The organism is Brevundimonas sp. R86498, from assembly GCF_044598075.1.
Lineage (GTDB): Bacteria > Pseudomonadota > Alphaproteobacteria > Caulobacterales > Caulobacteraceae > Brevundimonas.
This window is the reverse complement of sequence record NZ_CP139004.1, coordinates 922,094-935,594: the sequence shown is the minus strand read 5'-3', so window position 1 is coordinate 935,594 and position 13,501 is coordinate 922,094. Positions and strand designations below refer to the sequence as shown.

The following is a 13,501-nucleotide window of genomic DNA, read 5'->3' as shown; positions in this document are numbered from 1 at the left end:
GTTCCTCAGTAAACCCGCGCCTTGGGTTTGATATAGTCGATGTCCGAAGACATCGTGTATTCGTGCACCGGGCGGTAGTCGATCGTGACGCCCTCGCCCTGGGTCTTCCAGGCGAGGGTGTGTTTCATCCACTCCTCGTCGTGCCGGTCCGGGAAGTCCTCGCGGGCATGGGCCCCGCGGCTTTCCTTGCGGTTGGCCGCGCTCTCGATCGTGACCACGGCCTGATCGATCAGGTTGTCGTATTCCAGCGTCTCGACCAGATCGGTGTTCCAGATCATGCCGCGATCGGTGGTCCGGATGTCGGCCCCGCGCGCATGGATGTCGCGCAGCTTGGCCACGCCCTCGTCGAGGGTCTGGCCGGTGCGGAACACCGCAGCGTCGGACTGCATGGCCCGCTGCATCTCGTCGCGCAACCGGGCCGTCGGGGTCGAGCCCGAGGCATGACGGAAGCGGTCGAGGCGCGCCAGATGGGCCTCGGTGTGGGCGGCCGTGGCGTCCGGCACGGCCGAGGCCTTGTCGACCGTCTCGCCGGCGCGCAGGCCCGCGGCCCGGCCGAACACGACCAGATCGGTCAGGGAGTTGGAACCCAGCCGGTTGGCACCGTGCACGCTGACGCAGGCGGCCTCGCCCACGGCCATCAGGCCGGGAACCACCGTATCGGCATTGCCGCCGACCTTGGTCAGGACCTCGCCGTGATAGTTCGTGGGGATGCCGCCCATATTGTAGTGGACGGTCGGGATGACCGGGATCGGTTCCTTCGTCACATCGACGCCGGCGAAGATCTTGGCGCTCTCGGAGATTCCGGGCAGACGCTCGTGCAGAACCGCCGGATCGAGGTGATCCAGGTGCAGGTTGATGTGGTCCTTGTTCGGACCCACGCCGCGACCCTCGCGGATTTCCATGGTCATGGAGCGGCTGACCACGTCGCGGCTGGCCAGGTCCTTGGCCGAAGGGGCGTAGCGTTCCATGAACCGCTCGCCTTCCGAGTTGGTCAGATAGCCGCCCTCGCCGCGGGCACCCTCGGTGATCAGGCAGCCGGCGCCATAGATGCCGGTCGGGTGGAACTGGACGAACTCCATGTCCTGCAGCGGCAGGCCGGCGCGCAGCACCATGGCATTGCCGTCGCCGGTGCAGGTGTGGGCCGAGGTGGCGCTGAAATAGGCCCGGCCGTAACCGCCGGTGGCCAGGATGACCAGCTTGGCGCGGAACCGGTGCAGGGTGCCGTCGTCCAGCTTCCAGGCCGTCACGCCGGTGCAGGCTCCGCCGTCCATGATCAGGTCGAGGGCGAAATACTCGATGAAGAACTCGACCTCGCGGCGCACCGACTGGCCGTACAGGGTGTGCAGGATGGCGTGGCCGGTGCGGTCGGCGGCGGCGCAGGTGCGCTGGACCGGGCCTTCGCCATAGTTCCGGGTCATGCCGCCGAAGGCGCGCTGGTAGATCTTGCCGTCGTCGGTGCGGCTGAACGGCACGCCCCAGTGTTCCAGCTCATAGACGGCCTTTGGAGCCTCGCGGACCAGGTATTCGATGGCGTCCTGGTCGCCCAGCCAGTCCGACCCCTTGACGGTGTCGTACATGTGCCATTTCCACGAGTCCTCGCCCATGTTGCCGAGCGCGGCCGAGATGCCGCCCTGGGCCGCCACGGTGTGGGACCGGGTCGGGAAGACCTTGGTCACACAGGCGACCTTCAGACCCTGCTGCGCCGCGCCGAGGGCGGCGCGCAGGCCGGACCCGCCGGCACCCACGACGACGACGTCATAGGCGTGGTCGACGAACTCATAGGTGGAACGCATCAGATGATCAGATCCCGAAACCGGCCGGCAGCGGCGCCGAACCCAGCGCCAGCCGGACGATGAAAAACACGCTGGCGGCGGCCAGCACGAGGCAGAACAGGGTGTTCAGGCCCAGCAGGAACCCTTTCGAGCCCGGCTTGTGGATATAGTCCTCCACGATGACTTTCAGGCCCATGTTCATGTGCCACAGGGTCGCAAGCAGGGTGAGGGCCAGCAGGCCGGCGTTGATCCGGTTCGAGAACCAGACCAGGGCCCCGTCATAGCCGCTGCCCGAAATCTGGAAGGCGCTCCACATGGCCCAGAGGGTCAGGGGCACCAGAATGAGCGAGGACAGACGTTCCGCGGTCCATTCGCCGGCACCGTGGCGCTCGGAGACCTTGACGCCCTTGCGGTAGGTGGATCGGGCGCGGCTCACAGCGAGACCTTTCCGGTGGCGAACAGGACGATCCAGAAGGCGATGGAGGCCAGGACGCCGAACCAGATCGAGAGATGGGAGGCCAGGTCGGCCGATTTCGGGGTCAGGCCCGCTCCCGCGTCCCAGACCAGATGGCGGATCCCGGCGGCGAAATGATACATCAGACAGACAGTCAGGCCGAACCAGACCAGCAGGCCGACGGGCGAGCCGGCCAGGGCGACGAAGGTGGCATAGGCCTCGGGTCCGAACGCCATGGCTCCCAGCCACAGGACGATCAGGGCGGTCGCCCCGTAAAGGGCCGAACCGGTGATCCGCGTCAGGATCGAGGCCAGCATGGTGACATGCCAGCGCCAGACCTGGAGGTGGGGCGACAGGGGACGGGGACGACCATTGGGCTGGATCACGATCCGGCCGGTCTGGTCGAAGGCCGGGTCGTTGCTGGAGTCCAGCGGCGCTCCGGGCGAGGCGTTCGACATGCGATTGGTTCTCAGAAAACCGGGGAGGATCAGGCCCGAACTCTAGGCGTGAAAGGCTTTACGAACCGTGGCGGGCCGGTGTCAACGCGATGCTGCGGTGCAAACGCCGCACGCGACCATCTGCGCGGCCGGTCCGCTCCCCCGGCCGCCCGCGGACGCGTCCGCGTGCCCGGGACCGTGCCTCAGGCCCGGGAGTCGCCGATCCCGGCGAGGGCTTGTGCCATCGCGTCCGGCTGGTACCGGACCATTCCCGGGCGGCCCCAGACCGGATCGGGCCAGAGCGGGTCGTCCCTGCGGCGGCCGACGACATGGATATGAAGCTGGGCCGTGACATTGCCCAGCGCCGCGACATTCAGCTTGTCCACCGGCCGGCCGGACGCGGTCCCGAGGGCCCGGACGCGGTCGCCCGCCCGGACCGTCTCCTCCATCAGCGCCAGCCTCCGGTCCGGCGACAGGTCCTCCAGCTCCGACGCCCCGACGACCCGGGGGATCAGGATCAGCCAGGGGAAGCGGGCGTCGTCCTGCAGCCGGACGTGGCACAGGGGCCAGTCGACGGCGAACACCGAACCGGCGGCGAAGGCCGGGTCGACGGCAAAGCCGGTCACGCCCGGTTCAGGGGGCGGCCCGCGCCCTCCGCCTCCGCCAGCCAGCGCATCCGGCAGGCCATGATGGCCGTCTCGCCCAACTGCTCGACCAGCCGCCAGTTGACCGCCGCCCCGATCGGGGCTCCGACCACGGGGATCAGCTGGGCCATCTTGGCCAGGTCGATATAGTCCCGGTACTCGATCTGGAAACCGCGCCAGTCATAGTCCGTGATCGTCTCGGGCTGGTCGATCCCGGCGATCCAGCGCTCCAGTTCGGCCAGCGCCCCGGGCCGCCGTTTGGCGCTGGCAAAGGCCAGATGGAAGATATGCAGCACGAACAGCCGCTCCCTCACCGATCCGCCGCCCCAGCCATAGGCCGCGACGATCTCGCCCAGCAGCCGCACCTTGATGGCCATCAAGGCGGGAAAATCCACGGCCGCGAGGACGAAGCCGCCCGCTCCGGCCACGCCACCCTCGACGCTGGCGGTGTTGCGATGGGCGGTGATCGCCGCCCGGGCCCTGAGCTCCCGCGCGGCCAGGGTGCCCTCGGCCATGGGTCTGGATTTCAGCAGGTCCGAACCCGACAGGATACCCCGGGTCAGGGCCTCGACGCCCGCGGTGATGGCCGCATGCACCCGTTCGGGGATGATGCGGTTGATCCGCTCCTGCGTCCCGCGCGTCGCCCGGTCCCACAGGCCGGGGGTTTTCACCACCCGGGCGCGCCAGGCTGCGACCTCGGCCCGGACCGTGGTCTCGTCGGCGATGGTCAGCAGGCCATCCGGCACATCGGCGGGCGGCACGAAATCGGGCAGGGTCTGGCTCATGGTCGGGTAAATCTCACGCAGCGTCACGGTTGCAGGTGAATGCGGGCGGGTCTAGACCGCCGCGCGACGGTTTCCGACCTCGCCCCGCAACATCCCTACGGAGAATCCCATGGCTCGCGCAAAGATCGCCCTCATCGGCGCCGGTATGATCGGCGGCACCCTGGCCCATGTGGCCGCGCGCGAAGCCCTGGGCGACGTGATCCTGTTCGACATCGCCGAGGGCACCCCCCAGGGCAAGGCGCTGGACATCGCCGAGGCCACCGCCGTGTTCGGCTCCGACGTCTCGCTGAAGGGCGCCAACGCCTATGAGGACATCGCCGGTGCTGACGTCTGCATCGTCACTGCCGGCGTGCCGCGCAAGCCGGGCATGAGCCGCGACGACCTGATCGGCATCAATCTGAAGGTCATGAAGGCCGTAGGCGAGGGCATCAAGGCCCACGCCCCCAACGCCTTCGTCATCTGCATCACCAACCCGCTGGACGCCATGGTCTGGGCCCTGCAGAAATTCTCGGGCCTGCCCAAGGAGAAGGTCGTCGGCATGGCCGGCGTGCTGGACTCGGCGCGGTTCGCCTACTTCCTCGCCGAAAAGACCGGCGTGTCGGTTCAGGACATCCACGCCTGGACCCTGGGCGGTCACGGCGACGACATGGTGCCGATGGTGCGCCACTCGACCGTCGGCGGCCTGCCCCTGCCCGACGCCGTCGCCGCCGGCCTGCTGAGCCAGGGCGATCTGGACGCCATCGTCGACCGCACCCGCAAGGGCGGCGGCGAGATCGTGGCCCTGCTGAAGACCGGCTCGGCCTTCTACGCCCCGGCCGAAAGCGCCATCGCCATGGCCAAATCCTATCTGCTGGACCAGAAGCGCGTCCTGCCCTGCGCCGTCTGGCTCAGCGGGCAATACGGCCTTTCGGACCTCTATGTCGGCGTGCCCGCGATGCTGGGCGCCGGCGGCGTCGAGAAGGTGATCGAGTTCACCACCAATGACGACGAGAAGGCGATGTTCAAGAAGTCGGTCGAGTTCGGTCCAGGGCCTGATCCAGGCCTGCAAGGATATCGACGGCTCGCTGGCGTAAGGACGCCCTGTCTCCTCCCCGTCCCGCAGGGATGGGGAGGTGGATCCGGAGCGAAGCGCAGGAGACGGAGGGGTTCTGCGTGCACGAAGAACCCCTCCGTCAGCTCGCAAGGGCTCGCTGCCTATGACGGAAATCGTATACGATTTCCGTCATGCCCCATCGCTTCGCGACAGGGAGGAGACCGTCAGTTCGGCCCCGGATTGACCGTCCGGCCGAGATCGAGGGACAGGCTGCGCCAGACCTGGATCGGGTCGTCCAGCTGGGCCGCGCCGCCACCTTCCGACAGCAGCACATCGAACTGGGCCACGGCCTGCCCCTCGCCGCCCTCGACCTCAGGCAGGGCGTGGAAGGCCTTCACGAAGCGGCGGTCGCCGTTCCAGCGGGCGACGATCTCTGGCGTGGCGTTCGGGCCCGAAAACACAGCGGTGAACTGCACGTCGGGGCAGGCCCCGTCGGTGCAGGAAAACAGCGTCATGACCCAGCGCACGGGCCCGTCGTCGACCAGCAGATAGACCCGATCGGCATTGGTCCGGGGCGGAGCCACGGTCAGGCCGGCGGCCAGCAGCCGGGCGGTGATGTCGGCGACCGGCAGACCGTTCCAGCGGGCAGGAGCAGCCGGAGCGGGCGCGGCGGGAGTCGGGGAAGCCGGTGCCTCCTGGGCCAGAACAGGGCCCGCGAGGGCGGCGATCAGCACGGCGAGGGCTATGTTTTTCATGGTCGAGTTCCGTTGATACCATCACCATAGGCGGCTTAGCGGCGAACCAAAGACCAAGTCACGGCTTGAAGATGATCACTCTGGGCTGATTTGGGTTTTTGACACTGCATAGAACGGCGAGAATTGAAGCTCAGCGTTTTGTTGACCAGCATCTCGCTCAGCAGCTATCCGATAGATGTTGCCAAAGGTGTCTGAAAACTGGACCCAGACTCCCGAGATATCATCTTCTCGTGGCGCAAAGTGACCGATCAACCAACCTCCGACGACTTGACCCTGCTGGATGGGAGTGGCGGTCTTTCGAAAGATCAGGTCTTGCGGGTCGAGTCGGCCGGGCCCGCTCGGAGTATCAAATTGGAGCGGCCGGTCCAAAGCTGTCAGATACGCTCGAAGGCCGTCTTCAGGTCCGCCACTCCCCATTGTCCAATCCACAGCAGCGCTTTGAATTGAGCCGCGATTGGAAATACGCAGCATTACAACAACTGGATAGTTGCCGGACCCGTCAGACCCGCCGAAGGTCGCGGCGTCGATCCATGCTTGGAAAATGGGCCTAGCTTCCTCCATCTTCGCCAAGCTAGCTGACAAGCTAGCAATGCGTGCATTTGCAACTTCAAGTTTACCCTCTAGTGCCAAGCGGGCACCTTTGGCAACGCGATAGGGCACGGCAACCAGATTGTAGGCTAGGATCAAGACGGACACCGCCGCTACGCCTGCAAGGCCGGCCAAAGCGAATTGGAGCTCTGCCTCCATTACTTTCAAACCGGAGATCGCTCCGACCCAAAAGAAGCCAAAAAGCAAGCCGCCAAAAGCCATGGACAACCCGGGCCAATGGCCGAGTTGAGCTTTCGTATCAGCTAGAGCTCGCACAAGATTTCGCATATCGGCGGCATATCCTACGCGCACTGCTGCGTCGCACGGAAGACTAAGTGCTCAATCTGCCCGTTCGGCCTGATCCAGCCAGGACTGGCTGGACATCTCGTTAAGGCGGGACACGGTGCGTTCAAACTCGAAAGCCCCGTCCCCGGCGGGGTAGAGCTGCTCCGGCGACCCGGCCGCGATGGCGACGAGGCGGGTCCGGGCCTCATACAGGGCGTCGATCAGGGTCACGAACCGGCGCGCCGCGTGGCGGTTTTCGGGTGTCAGCAGCGGAATGTTCTCGAGAAACAGGGTGTGGAACCGCTCCGCGATGGCGAGATAGTCCTGCGGTCCCAGCGGGGTGTCGCACAGCTCCTCGAAAGTGGCGCGCGCCAGACTGCCGGCCGTCCGCTGGATCACCACCTCGCGGCCCAGCACCTTCAGACAGGTTGGGCATTCCGGCATGCCGCCGCGCAGATCCTCCCACAGCTGTTCAAAACCGGTGCGACGGGCTCCCTCCTCGCCGTTGAACCAGACGCGGGAGGCCTTCATCCGATCCAGCCGCCAGTCGCGGGCCCCCGACAGGGGCACGACCTCGCAGCGCTCGACGATCCGGTCGATGAAGGGCTCGAACAGCGGCCGGTTGATGCCGTCCTTGTACAACCGCTCCGGGGCCCGGTTGGAGGTGACGCAGATCACCACCTTGCGCGCGAAAAGGGCGTCGAACAGCCGCCCCAGGATCATGGCATCGGCGATATCGGTGACCTGCAGTTCGTCGAAACACAGCAACCGGGACTCACGGGCGATCAGGCCGGCGACGGGGTCGATGGGATCGTCTCCCTTGTGGGCCCGGAACACCCGCTGACGGGTCTGGCGGTCGCCCTCGCGCCACTGGCGGATCAGGTCGTGGACCCGGGCCATGAAGGCGTGGAAGTGGACGCGGCGCTTCCGTTGTTCGGGGGCGCAGGCGAAGAACAGGTCCATCAGGATCGACTTGCCGCGTCCCGGCGGGCCCCACAGATAGACGCCGCGCACCTCCGGCACCCCGCCGAACCACCGCCGCCGCCCCAGATCGACCTCCAGCCGCGACAGGGCCGCGACCGCCGTCCCCTGCGCCGGATCGCGGGTCAGAAGACCCTGTTTGAGGCGGTTTTCATACGCGCGGGCAATACGGGACGGCATGGATCGGGGCATAGCCGTGCCCGCCGGTGCTGAAAAGCGGTTGCTTCGCACACGCGAACGCCTAAATGCGATCTGCGGGACAGGCCTCGTCCCGCATCCCCGATATGGCGCTCAAGTAGCGAGGCTCCGCGAGCCGAGCGTTAGCGCCCCTAACCAAGATGCGCTCAAGCAGCAAGCGACCGCGTCGCGAGCGGTAGCGCGTCCGAAGGACGAACAACTATGGGCTATTCCGTCGCGATCGTGGGCGCCACCGGCAATGTCGGGCGCGAGATGCTGACCATCCTTGAGGAACTGGAGTTCCCGGTTTCGGAGATGCACGCGGTCGCCTCGCGAAAATCCAAGGGGATGGACGTCGCCTGGGGCGACAAGACCATCAAATGCCAGGACATCGACAGCTTCGACTTCTCGAAGGTCGACATCGTGCTGATGTCGGCGGGCGGCGACGTGTCGCGCGCCTGGTCAGAGAAGATCGGCAAGCTGGGTCCGATGGTGATCGACAACTCCTCGGCCTTCCGCAAGGACCCGGACGTGCCGCTGATCGTGCCCGAGGTGAACCCGGACGCCATCAAGCTGGCCTCGAAAAAGAACATCATCGCCAACCCCAACTGCTCGACGGCCCAGCTGGTCGTGGCGCTGAAGCCGCTGCATGACGCGGCGAAGGCGAAGCGTGTGGTGGTCTCGACCTATCAATCCGTGTCGGGGGCCGGCAAGGAAGGCATGGACGAGCTGTGGAACCAGACCAAGGCCATCTATGGCCTGGGCGACGCCAAGCCGAAGAAATTCCCCAAGCAGATCGCCTTCAACGTCATCCCCTACATCGGCGCGTTCAACGAGGACGGCTACACCGATGAAGAGGCCAAGATGTGGGACGAGACCCACAAGATGCTGGACCCGAACATCAAGCTGACGGTCACCTGCGTCCGCGTGCCGGTCTTCGTCGGCCACTCGGAGGCCGTGACGGTCGAGTTCGACCGGCCGATCAGCCCCGACGAGGCGCGGGCCATCCTGCGCGAGGCCCCCGGCATCCAGGTGATCGATAAGCAGGAGCACGACGGCTACATCACCCCGGTCGACGCCGCCGGCGAGCACGCCGTCTATGTCAGCCGCATCCGCAAGGACCACACGGTCGAGAACGGCCTGGTGTTCTGGGTCGTGTCCGACAACCTGAGAAAGGGCGCGGCCCTGAACGCGGTCCAGATCGCCCAGCTGCTGGACGAGACGGGCACGATCAAGCCGAAGAGCGGCTACCGGACCCTGACGGTCTAGACACCCTCTCCCGGAGGGAGATGGCTTGAGCGTCCAGGAGCGGAGCGATTGGAAACGCGAAAGGGTGAGGGGTTAAGCCCTCACCGGCTCGCACCGTACCCCCTCACCCTTGGCTGCTACGCGCCGCCCTTCGGGTCGGCTGGGCGCATCGCTACGCTCTGCGAGCCTCAAGCCCTCTCCCCATGGGAGAGTGGAAGGAAAAGATGATGACGACGGCCCCGCCAACCCCCGCCCGCGCGGCCTTCCTGTCGGCGGTGGGCTGCTATGTAATCTGGGGCTTCATGCCCCTGCTGTTCATGGGGCAGGCGGCGCTCGGCTTCTCGGCCCCGGAGATTCTGTCGCACCGGGCCCTGTGGTCGGTGCTGTTCGCCGGAGCCCTGGTGCTGCTGGCGGGCCAGTCGCCCCAGGTGCGGGCGGCCTTCACCCAGCCCCGCACCCTCGGCTGGCTGGCGCTGGCGACCGTGCTGATCGCCATCAACTGGGGCCTCTATGTCTGGGCGACGACCCACCACGCCACGCTGGAAGCCAGCCTCGGCTACTACATCAACCCCCTGCTCAACATGGTCGTGGGGCTGTGGCTGTTCCGCGAGAAGATCGACCGCTGGGGCTGGGTCGCCATTGGCCTTGCCGCCGTTGGCGTGCTGTTCCAGGCCCTGGCGCTGGGCCGGCCCCCGTGGATCTCGCTGGCCCTCGCCTTCAGCTTCGGGGCCTATGGCATCATCAAGAAGCGGGTGCCGGTCGACGCCCAGGCGGGCCTGTTCATCGAATGTCTGCTGCTGCTGCCGTTCGGCGTGGTGTTCGTGGCCTGGCTGCAGATCCAGGGGCTGGGCCACGGGTTCGCGACGCCCGAGGGCTTCGGCTGGGCCCTGCTGAACGGTCCGGCGACCGTCCTGCCGCTGGCCTTGTTCGCCTGGGCGGCCCGGCGCATGCCGCTGTCGACCATGGGCTTCATCCAGTTTCTGGCCCCGACCCTGCAGTTCGGCATCGGGGTGGCGACGGGCGAGGCCTTTACCCCGCTCAGGGCCGTGTCCTTCGCCTTCATCTGGCTGGGGGCCGGGGTCTTCGCGGCCGCCGCCCTGCTGCGGGCGAGGGCGGCGAAGCGGGCGCTGGTGGATGCGGCCGCGCCGGTCTGAGGCGCCTCAGAGCGCGGCGTACAGCGCGTCGATCAACCGTTGCGCCCGGGGATCGCCGATCAGATGGGGGGACTGGCGGGTCATGACATAGGCGGCCGACAGGCGGGCCGCCGGGTCGGCGAAGGCACAGCTACCGCCCCAGCCGCAATGACCGACCGCATCGGGATTGGGACCAAAGATGTCGAGACCGCGATTGCGGGTGAAGCCGGCACCCCAGCTCATCACGAAGGGCAGGACCTTGTCGGGCCCGAACACCCGCTCCCGCGTCGCCTCCTCGACCACCGCCGGCGACAGGATGGCGCGCCCGTCCAGGCGGCCCGCCCCGGCGATCAGCCCCATGATCCGGGCCAGCGCCGGAGCCGTCCCGTGCAGGTTGGCCGAGGGGATCTCGATGCTGCGCCATTCGGCCGAGCCGCGCCCGCCAGGGGCCGAACCCCGGTCGAGGAAGGCCGCGGTCTTGATCGCGTCGATCGGGCCGAGGTCGGGCGCGGCAGACGGTTTCCGCAAGATGGCCACCCGGTCGTGCTCGGTCTCGGGCAGGCCGATCCACAGGTCGAGATCGAAAGGCACGGCGAAGTCCTGCCGCAGAGCCTCGCCCATGGTGCGCCCGTCGGCGAGCCGGTGGATCTCGTTGGCCAGATAGCCGACCGTGACGGGGTGGTAGCCCGAGGCCGCGCCCGGCGGCCACATCGGGGCCTGGGCGGCCAGACGGTCCAGCACGGCCCGGGGATCGAACCACAGGGCCGGATCCACGGTTGTGTCGAACCCGGGCAGGCCCGCCTGATGCGACAGCAGCTGGGCCACCGTCACCTCGCCCTTGCCGTGGGCGGCGAAGGCCGGCCACAGGTCGGCGATCCGCTCGGCATAGGCCAGCTTGCCGCGCTGGACCGCCGAGGCGATCAGCAGGGCCATGACCGCCTTGCCGGTCGAGAAGACGGGCACCAGGGTGCGGTCGGTGAAGGGCGTCTGCGCCCGCGGATCCGCCAGTCCGGCCCACAGGTCGAGGACCGTCTCCCCCTCGATCACGACCGAGAAGCGGGCCCCCTGTTCGTTCAGCCCCTCGGGCGCGTCGGTGAAGTTGCGCGCAAAGGCGTCCTTCACGGCGTCGAAGCGGGGCGGGCAGAGACCGGAGATGTCGGGCAGGGCATGGGTCATACGGGGGATTTATCCGGCGATTGTGACGCCTGCCACTGCAGCACGCCCCGGGCGGCGACAACCCCCGAGGCGAGGCTGGCCTGCAGCAGATACCCCCCGGTCGGGGCCTCCCAGTCGATCATTTCTCCGGCCACGAACACGCCGGGACGGGCCGTCAGCATCAGGGACGGATCGAGGCTGTCGCGCCCGACGCCGCCGGCGGTCGAGATCGCCCGCGCCAGACCCTGCATGCCCGTCAGCTTCAACCGGACCGCCTTGATTCGTTTGGCCAGCTTCTCGAAGCCCGGCGGGATGTCGCCGATCTCGCGCAGGACGGCGATGGCGACGGGCGACAGGCCGCCAGCCTTGCGCAGATGATTGGTCAGACTGTCCTTGCCCCGGGGCCGGGCCAGCCGTTCGGCCAGCACCGCCTCGCTCAGGTCGGGCCGCAGGTCGACGACGAGGGTGGCGGTGCCTTCGGCGGCGATCGCCTCGCGCAGGGGGGCCGACAGGGCATAGATGCCGCCGCCCTCGACGCCGTAGCGGGTCACGACCAGTTCGCCGCGCACGGTCTGGTCGCCGAAGGTGAGGGTCACCGGCTTGAGCACCTGGCCCGCGAACCGGTCGGCGAGAACGTCGGACCAGCCGACATCGAAGCCGGCATTGGCCGGGACCAGCGGGGCCACCGGCACCCCCGCCGCCTCCAGCGCCGGAACCCAGGCTCCATCGGAGCCCAGCCGCGGCCAGCTGGCCCCGCCCAGGGCCAGAACCGTGGCGGCCGGGGTCTCCAGACGTTCGCCGTCCGGAGTGTCGAACACCAGCGCCTCATCCCGCCAGCCGGTCCAGCGCGAGCGGGTGCGAATCTCGATGCCGAGCTCCGCCAGCCGGCCCAGCCACGCCCGCAGCAGGGGCGAGGCCTTCATGGCGCGCGGAAAGACCCGGCCGCTGGACCCCACGAAGGTCGGCTGCCCCAGCCCCTCGACCCAGGCGGTCAGGTCGTCGGGGGAAAAGCCATCCAGCCAGTCGTGAACGCGATCCTGCGCGAGGCCATAGCGCGTCAGAAAGGCTTCCTGCGGCTCGGAATGGGTCAGGTTCAATCCGCCCCGCCCGGCCATCAGGAATTTTCGCCCGACCGACGGCATCCGGTCATGGACCACAACAGGCACGCCGGCCGTGGCCAGTGTCTCTGCCGCCATCAGCCCGGAGGGGCCCGCCCCGATGATGTGGACGGTCGTGGGAGCGGGTTCGGTCATGCGGTCGTGTAGCGCGCCCGCCCTTGCGAAGGAACGTCCGGACACCGCATACGCTTGAACGATCATGAGCGTCGCCTTTACGCGTGAGGAGGATCTGGAGGCCACGGCCGCCGATCTGCCCGACCGCCCCGTCTCCCCCCATCCGAATCTGGTGACGCCGCAGGGCCTCGCCGCCATTGACGATGCCCTGGCCCAGGCCCGCGCGGCCTATGCCTCGGCCCAGGCCTCGGGCTCGATCGAGGCGGACCGGACGGCCATGGCCCGGGCAACCCGGGACCTGCGTTACTGGTCGGCGCGGCGATCGAATGCCCAGCTGGTCGAGACCGTCGCCGACGGCCGGGTGCGGTTCGGCGGCTCGGTCACCATCGAGCGCGATGACGGCCGCACCCAGACCTGGCGTATTGTCGGCGAGGACGAGGCGGACCCGGCCAAAGGCTCGGTTAGCCATGTGTCGCCCCTGACCCGGGCCCTGATCGGCAAGGGCGTCGGCGACGAGGCCATGGTCGCCGGACAGTCGGTCGAGATCATCGCGGTGGACTGAACCGCCTCGTAGCCCCACATTGGGGGTTCGACGACGCCTTTTTCCGGTGCACAGCGTCAGCGCCCGACCACAAGGACCCACCTCTCGATGGCCAGAAAACCCAACTACGGTTTCGAACGGATGGAACGCGACAAGGCCGACGCCGAAAAGGCCGCTCGCAAGGCCGCGGCCAAACTGGCCAAGAAGGAAGCCAAGGCTCGGGGTGAGGACGTGGACCACCCCGACTGGCAACCGCCACAGGACTAGACCGTTTGCTCCGA

General features: G+C 67.8%; 14 protein-coding genes and 1 pseudogene. 5 read left to right on the top strand and 10 right to left on the bottom strand.

The window, feature by feature from the left end; genetic code table 11:
• Nucleotides 1-5: 5 nt before the first annotated feature.
• From sdhA to SJY26_RS04695, 5 genes are all read right to left on the bottom strand, one after another.
• Nucleotides 6-1,793, bottom strand: a complete 1,788-nt coding sequence (sdhA, locus tag SJY26_RS04715) for a succinate dehydrogenase flavoprotein subunit (RefSeq protein ID WP_396594996.1) — start codon at nt 1,791-1,793, stop codon at nt 6-8.
• 7 nt (nt 1,794-1,800) lie between these two features.
• On the bottom strand, nt 1,801-2,208 hold the full coding sequence (gene sdhD / locus SJY26_RS04710) for a succinate dehydrogenase, hydrophobic membrane anchor protein (RefSeq protein ID WP_396594995.1): 408 nt from the start codon (nt 2,206-2,208) through the stop codon (nt 1,801-1,803).
• Nucleotides 2,205-2,684: a succinate dehydrogenase, cytochrome b556 subunit gene (gene sdhC, locus SJY26_RS04705; protein ID WP_396594994.1), complete on the bottom strand. Its 480-nt coding sequence runs from the start codon at nt 2,682-2,684 to the stop codon at nt 2,205-2,207. The genes sdhD and sdhC overlap by 4 nt, the downstream gene beginning before the upstream one ends.
• A 182-nt stretch (nt 2,685-2,866) precedes the next feature.
• Nucleotides 2,867-3,289, bottom strand: coding sequence for an HIT domain-containing protein (locus tag SJY26_RS04700; RefSeq protein ID WP_396594993.1), 423 nt, complete (start codon nt 3,287-3,289; stop codon nt 2,867-2,869).
• Nucleotides 3,286-4,092 carry an EcsC family protein gene (locus tag SJY26_RS04695; RefSeq protein ID WP_396594992.1) on the bottom strand — a complete coding sequence of 269 codons (807 nt, stop codon included), beginning with the start codon at nt 4,090-4,092 and terminating at the stop codon, nt 3,286-3,288. The genes SJY26_RS04700 and SJY26_RS04695 overlap by 4 nt, the downstream gene beginning before the upstream one ends.
• A gap of 109 nt (nt 4,093-4,201) precedes the next feature.
• Here SJY26_RS04695 and mdh point away from each other — a divergent pair.
• Nucleotides 4,202-5,165 (top strand): annotated as a pseudogene (mdh, locus tag SJY26_RS04690) (malate dehydrogenase).
• A gap of 184 nt (nt 5,166-5,349) precedes the next feature.
• Here the strand turns inward: mdh and SJY26_RS04685 are convergent.
• The 3 genes from SJY26_RS04685 to zapE form a co-directional block, all read right to left on the bottom strand.
• On the bottom strand, nt 5,350-5,880 hold the full coding sequence (locus tag SJY26_RS04685; protein ID WP_396594991.1) for a YbjN domain-containing protein: 531 nt from the start codon (nt 5,878-5,880) through the stop codon (nt 5,350-5,352).
• 75 nt (nt 5,881-5,955) lie between these two features.
• Entirely contained in the window at nt 5,956-6,690 is a 735-nt protein-coding gene (locus SJY26_RS04680; protein ID WP_396594990.1) for a hypothetical protein, read from the bottom strand.
• 117 nt (nt 6,691-6,807) lie between these two features.
• Nucleotides 6,808-7,914, bottom strand: a complete 1,107-nt coding sequence (gene zapE, locus SJY26_RS04675) for a cell division protein ZapE (protein WP_396594989.1) — start codon at nt 7,912-7,914, stop codon at nt 6,808-6,810.
• 219 nt (nt 7,915-8,133) lie between these two features.
• On the opposite strand from zapE, the gene SJY26_RS04670 reads away from it, so the two are divergent.
• Together SJY26_RS04670 and rarD are read left to right on the top strand one after the other, a co-directional pair.
• Entirely contained in the window at nt 8,134-9,180 is a 1,047-nt protein-coding gene (locus SJY26_RS04670; protein WP_396594988.1) for an aspartate-semialdehyde dehydrogenase, read from the top strand.
• A gap of 206 nt (nt 9,181-9,386) precedes the next feature.
• A complete protein-coding gene (rarD, locus tag SJY26_RS04665) occupies nt 9,387-10,313 on the top strand; it encodes an EamA family transporter RarD (protein ID WP_396594987.1) in 927 nt (308 codons plus the stop codon).
• Nucleotides 10,314-10,319: 6 nt separating this feature from the next.
• Here the strand turns inward: rarD and SJY26_RS04660 are convergent, their stop codons facing one another.
• Together SJY26_RS04660 and SJY26_RS04655 are read right to left on the bottom strand one after the other, a co-directional pair.
• A complete protein-coding gene (locus SJY26_RS04660) occupies nt 10,320-11,468 on the bottom strand; it encodes a serine hydrolase domain-containing protein (protein ID WP_396594986.1) in 1,149 nt (382 codons plus the stop codon).
• Nucleotides 11,465-12,700 carry an NAD(P)/FAD-dependent oxidoreductase gene (locus tag SJY26_RS04655; protein ID WP_396594985.1) on the bottom strand — a complete coding sequence of 412 codons (1,236 nt, stop codon included), beginning with the start codon at nt 12,698-12,700 and terminating at the stop codon, nt 11,465-11,467. Before SJY26_RS04655 ends, SJY26_RS04660 begins: the two co-directional genes overlap by 4 nt.
• A gap of 64 nt (nt 12,701-12,764) precedes the next feature.
• On the opposite strand from SJY26_RS04655, the gene greA reads away from it, so the two are divergent.
• Nucleotides 12,765-13,241 carry a transcription elongation factor GreA gene (gene greA / locus SJY26_RS04650; protein ID WP_396594984.1) on the top strand — a complete coding sequence of 159 codons (477 nt, stop codon included), beginning with the start codon at nt 12,765-12,767 and terminating at the stop codon, nt 13,239-13,241.
• A gap of 87 nt (nt 13,242-13,328) precedes the next feature.
• Nucleotides 13,329-13,487: a hypothetical protein gene (locus SJY26_RS04645; RefSeq protein ID WP_305642527.1), complete on the top strand. Its 159-nt coding sequence runs from the start codon at nt 13,329-13,331 to the stop codon at nt 13,485-13,487.
• Nucleotides 13,488-13,501: the final 14 nt, after the last annotated feature.

Excerpts from the sequence above, each read along its gene's own strand:
- zapE (WP_396594989.1), bottom strand. The coding sequence starts at position 7,914 with ATGCCGTCCCGTATTGCCCGCGCGTATGAAAACCGCCTCAAACAGGGT.
- rarD (WP_396594987.1), top strand. The coding sequence starts at position 9,387 with ATGACGACGGCCCCGCCAACCCCCGCCCGCGCGGCCTTCCTGTCGGCG.
- SJY26_RS04680 (WP_396594990.1), bottom strand. The coding sequence starts at position 6,690 with ATGGCTTTTGGCGGCTTGCTTTTTGGCTTCTTTTGGGTCGGAGCGATC.
- SJY26_RS04695 (WP_396594992.1), bottom strand. The coding sequence starts at position 4,092 with ATGAGCCAGACCCTGCCCGATTTCGTGCCGCCCGCCGATGTGCCGGAT.
- SJY26_RS04660 (WP_396594986.1), bottom strand. The coding sequence starts at position 11,468 with ATGACCCATGCCCTGCCCGACATCTCCGGTCTCTGCCCGCCCCGCTTC.
- sdhA (WP_396594996.1), bottom strand. The coding sequence starts at position 1,793 with ATGCGTTCCACCTATGAGTTCGTCGACCACGCCTATGACGTCGTCGTC.
- sdhC (WP_396594994.1), bottom strand. The coding sequence starts at position 2,684 with ATGTCGAACGCCTCGCCCGGAGCGCCGCTGGACTCCAGCAACGACCCG.
- SJY26_RS04685 (WP_396594991.1), bottom strand. The coding sequence starts at position 5,880 with ATGAAAAACATAGCCCTCGCCGTGCTGATCGCCGCCCTCGCGGGCCCT.
- SJY26_RS04655 (WP_396594985.1), bottom strand. The coding sequence starts at position 12,700 with ATGACCGAACCCGCTCCCACGACCGTCCACATCATCGGGGCGGGCCCC.
- SJY26_RS04670 (WP_396594988.1), top strand. The coding sequence starts at position 8,134 with ATGGGCTATTCCGTCGCGATCGTGGGCGCCACCGGCAATGTCGGGCGC.
- greA (WP_396594984.1), top strand. The coding sequence starts at position 12,765 with ATGAGCGTCGCCTTTACGCGTGAGGAGGATCTGGAGGCCACGGCCGCC.
- SJY26_RS04645 (WP_305642527.1), top strand. The coding sequence starts at position 13,329 with ATGGCCAGAAAACCCAACTACGGTTTCGAACGGATGGAACGCGACAAG.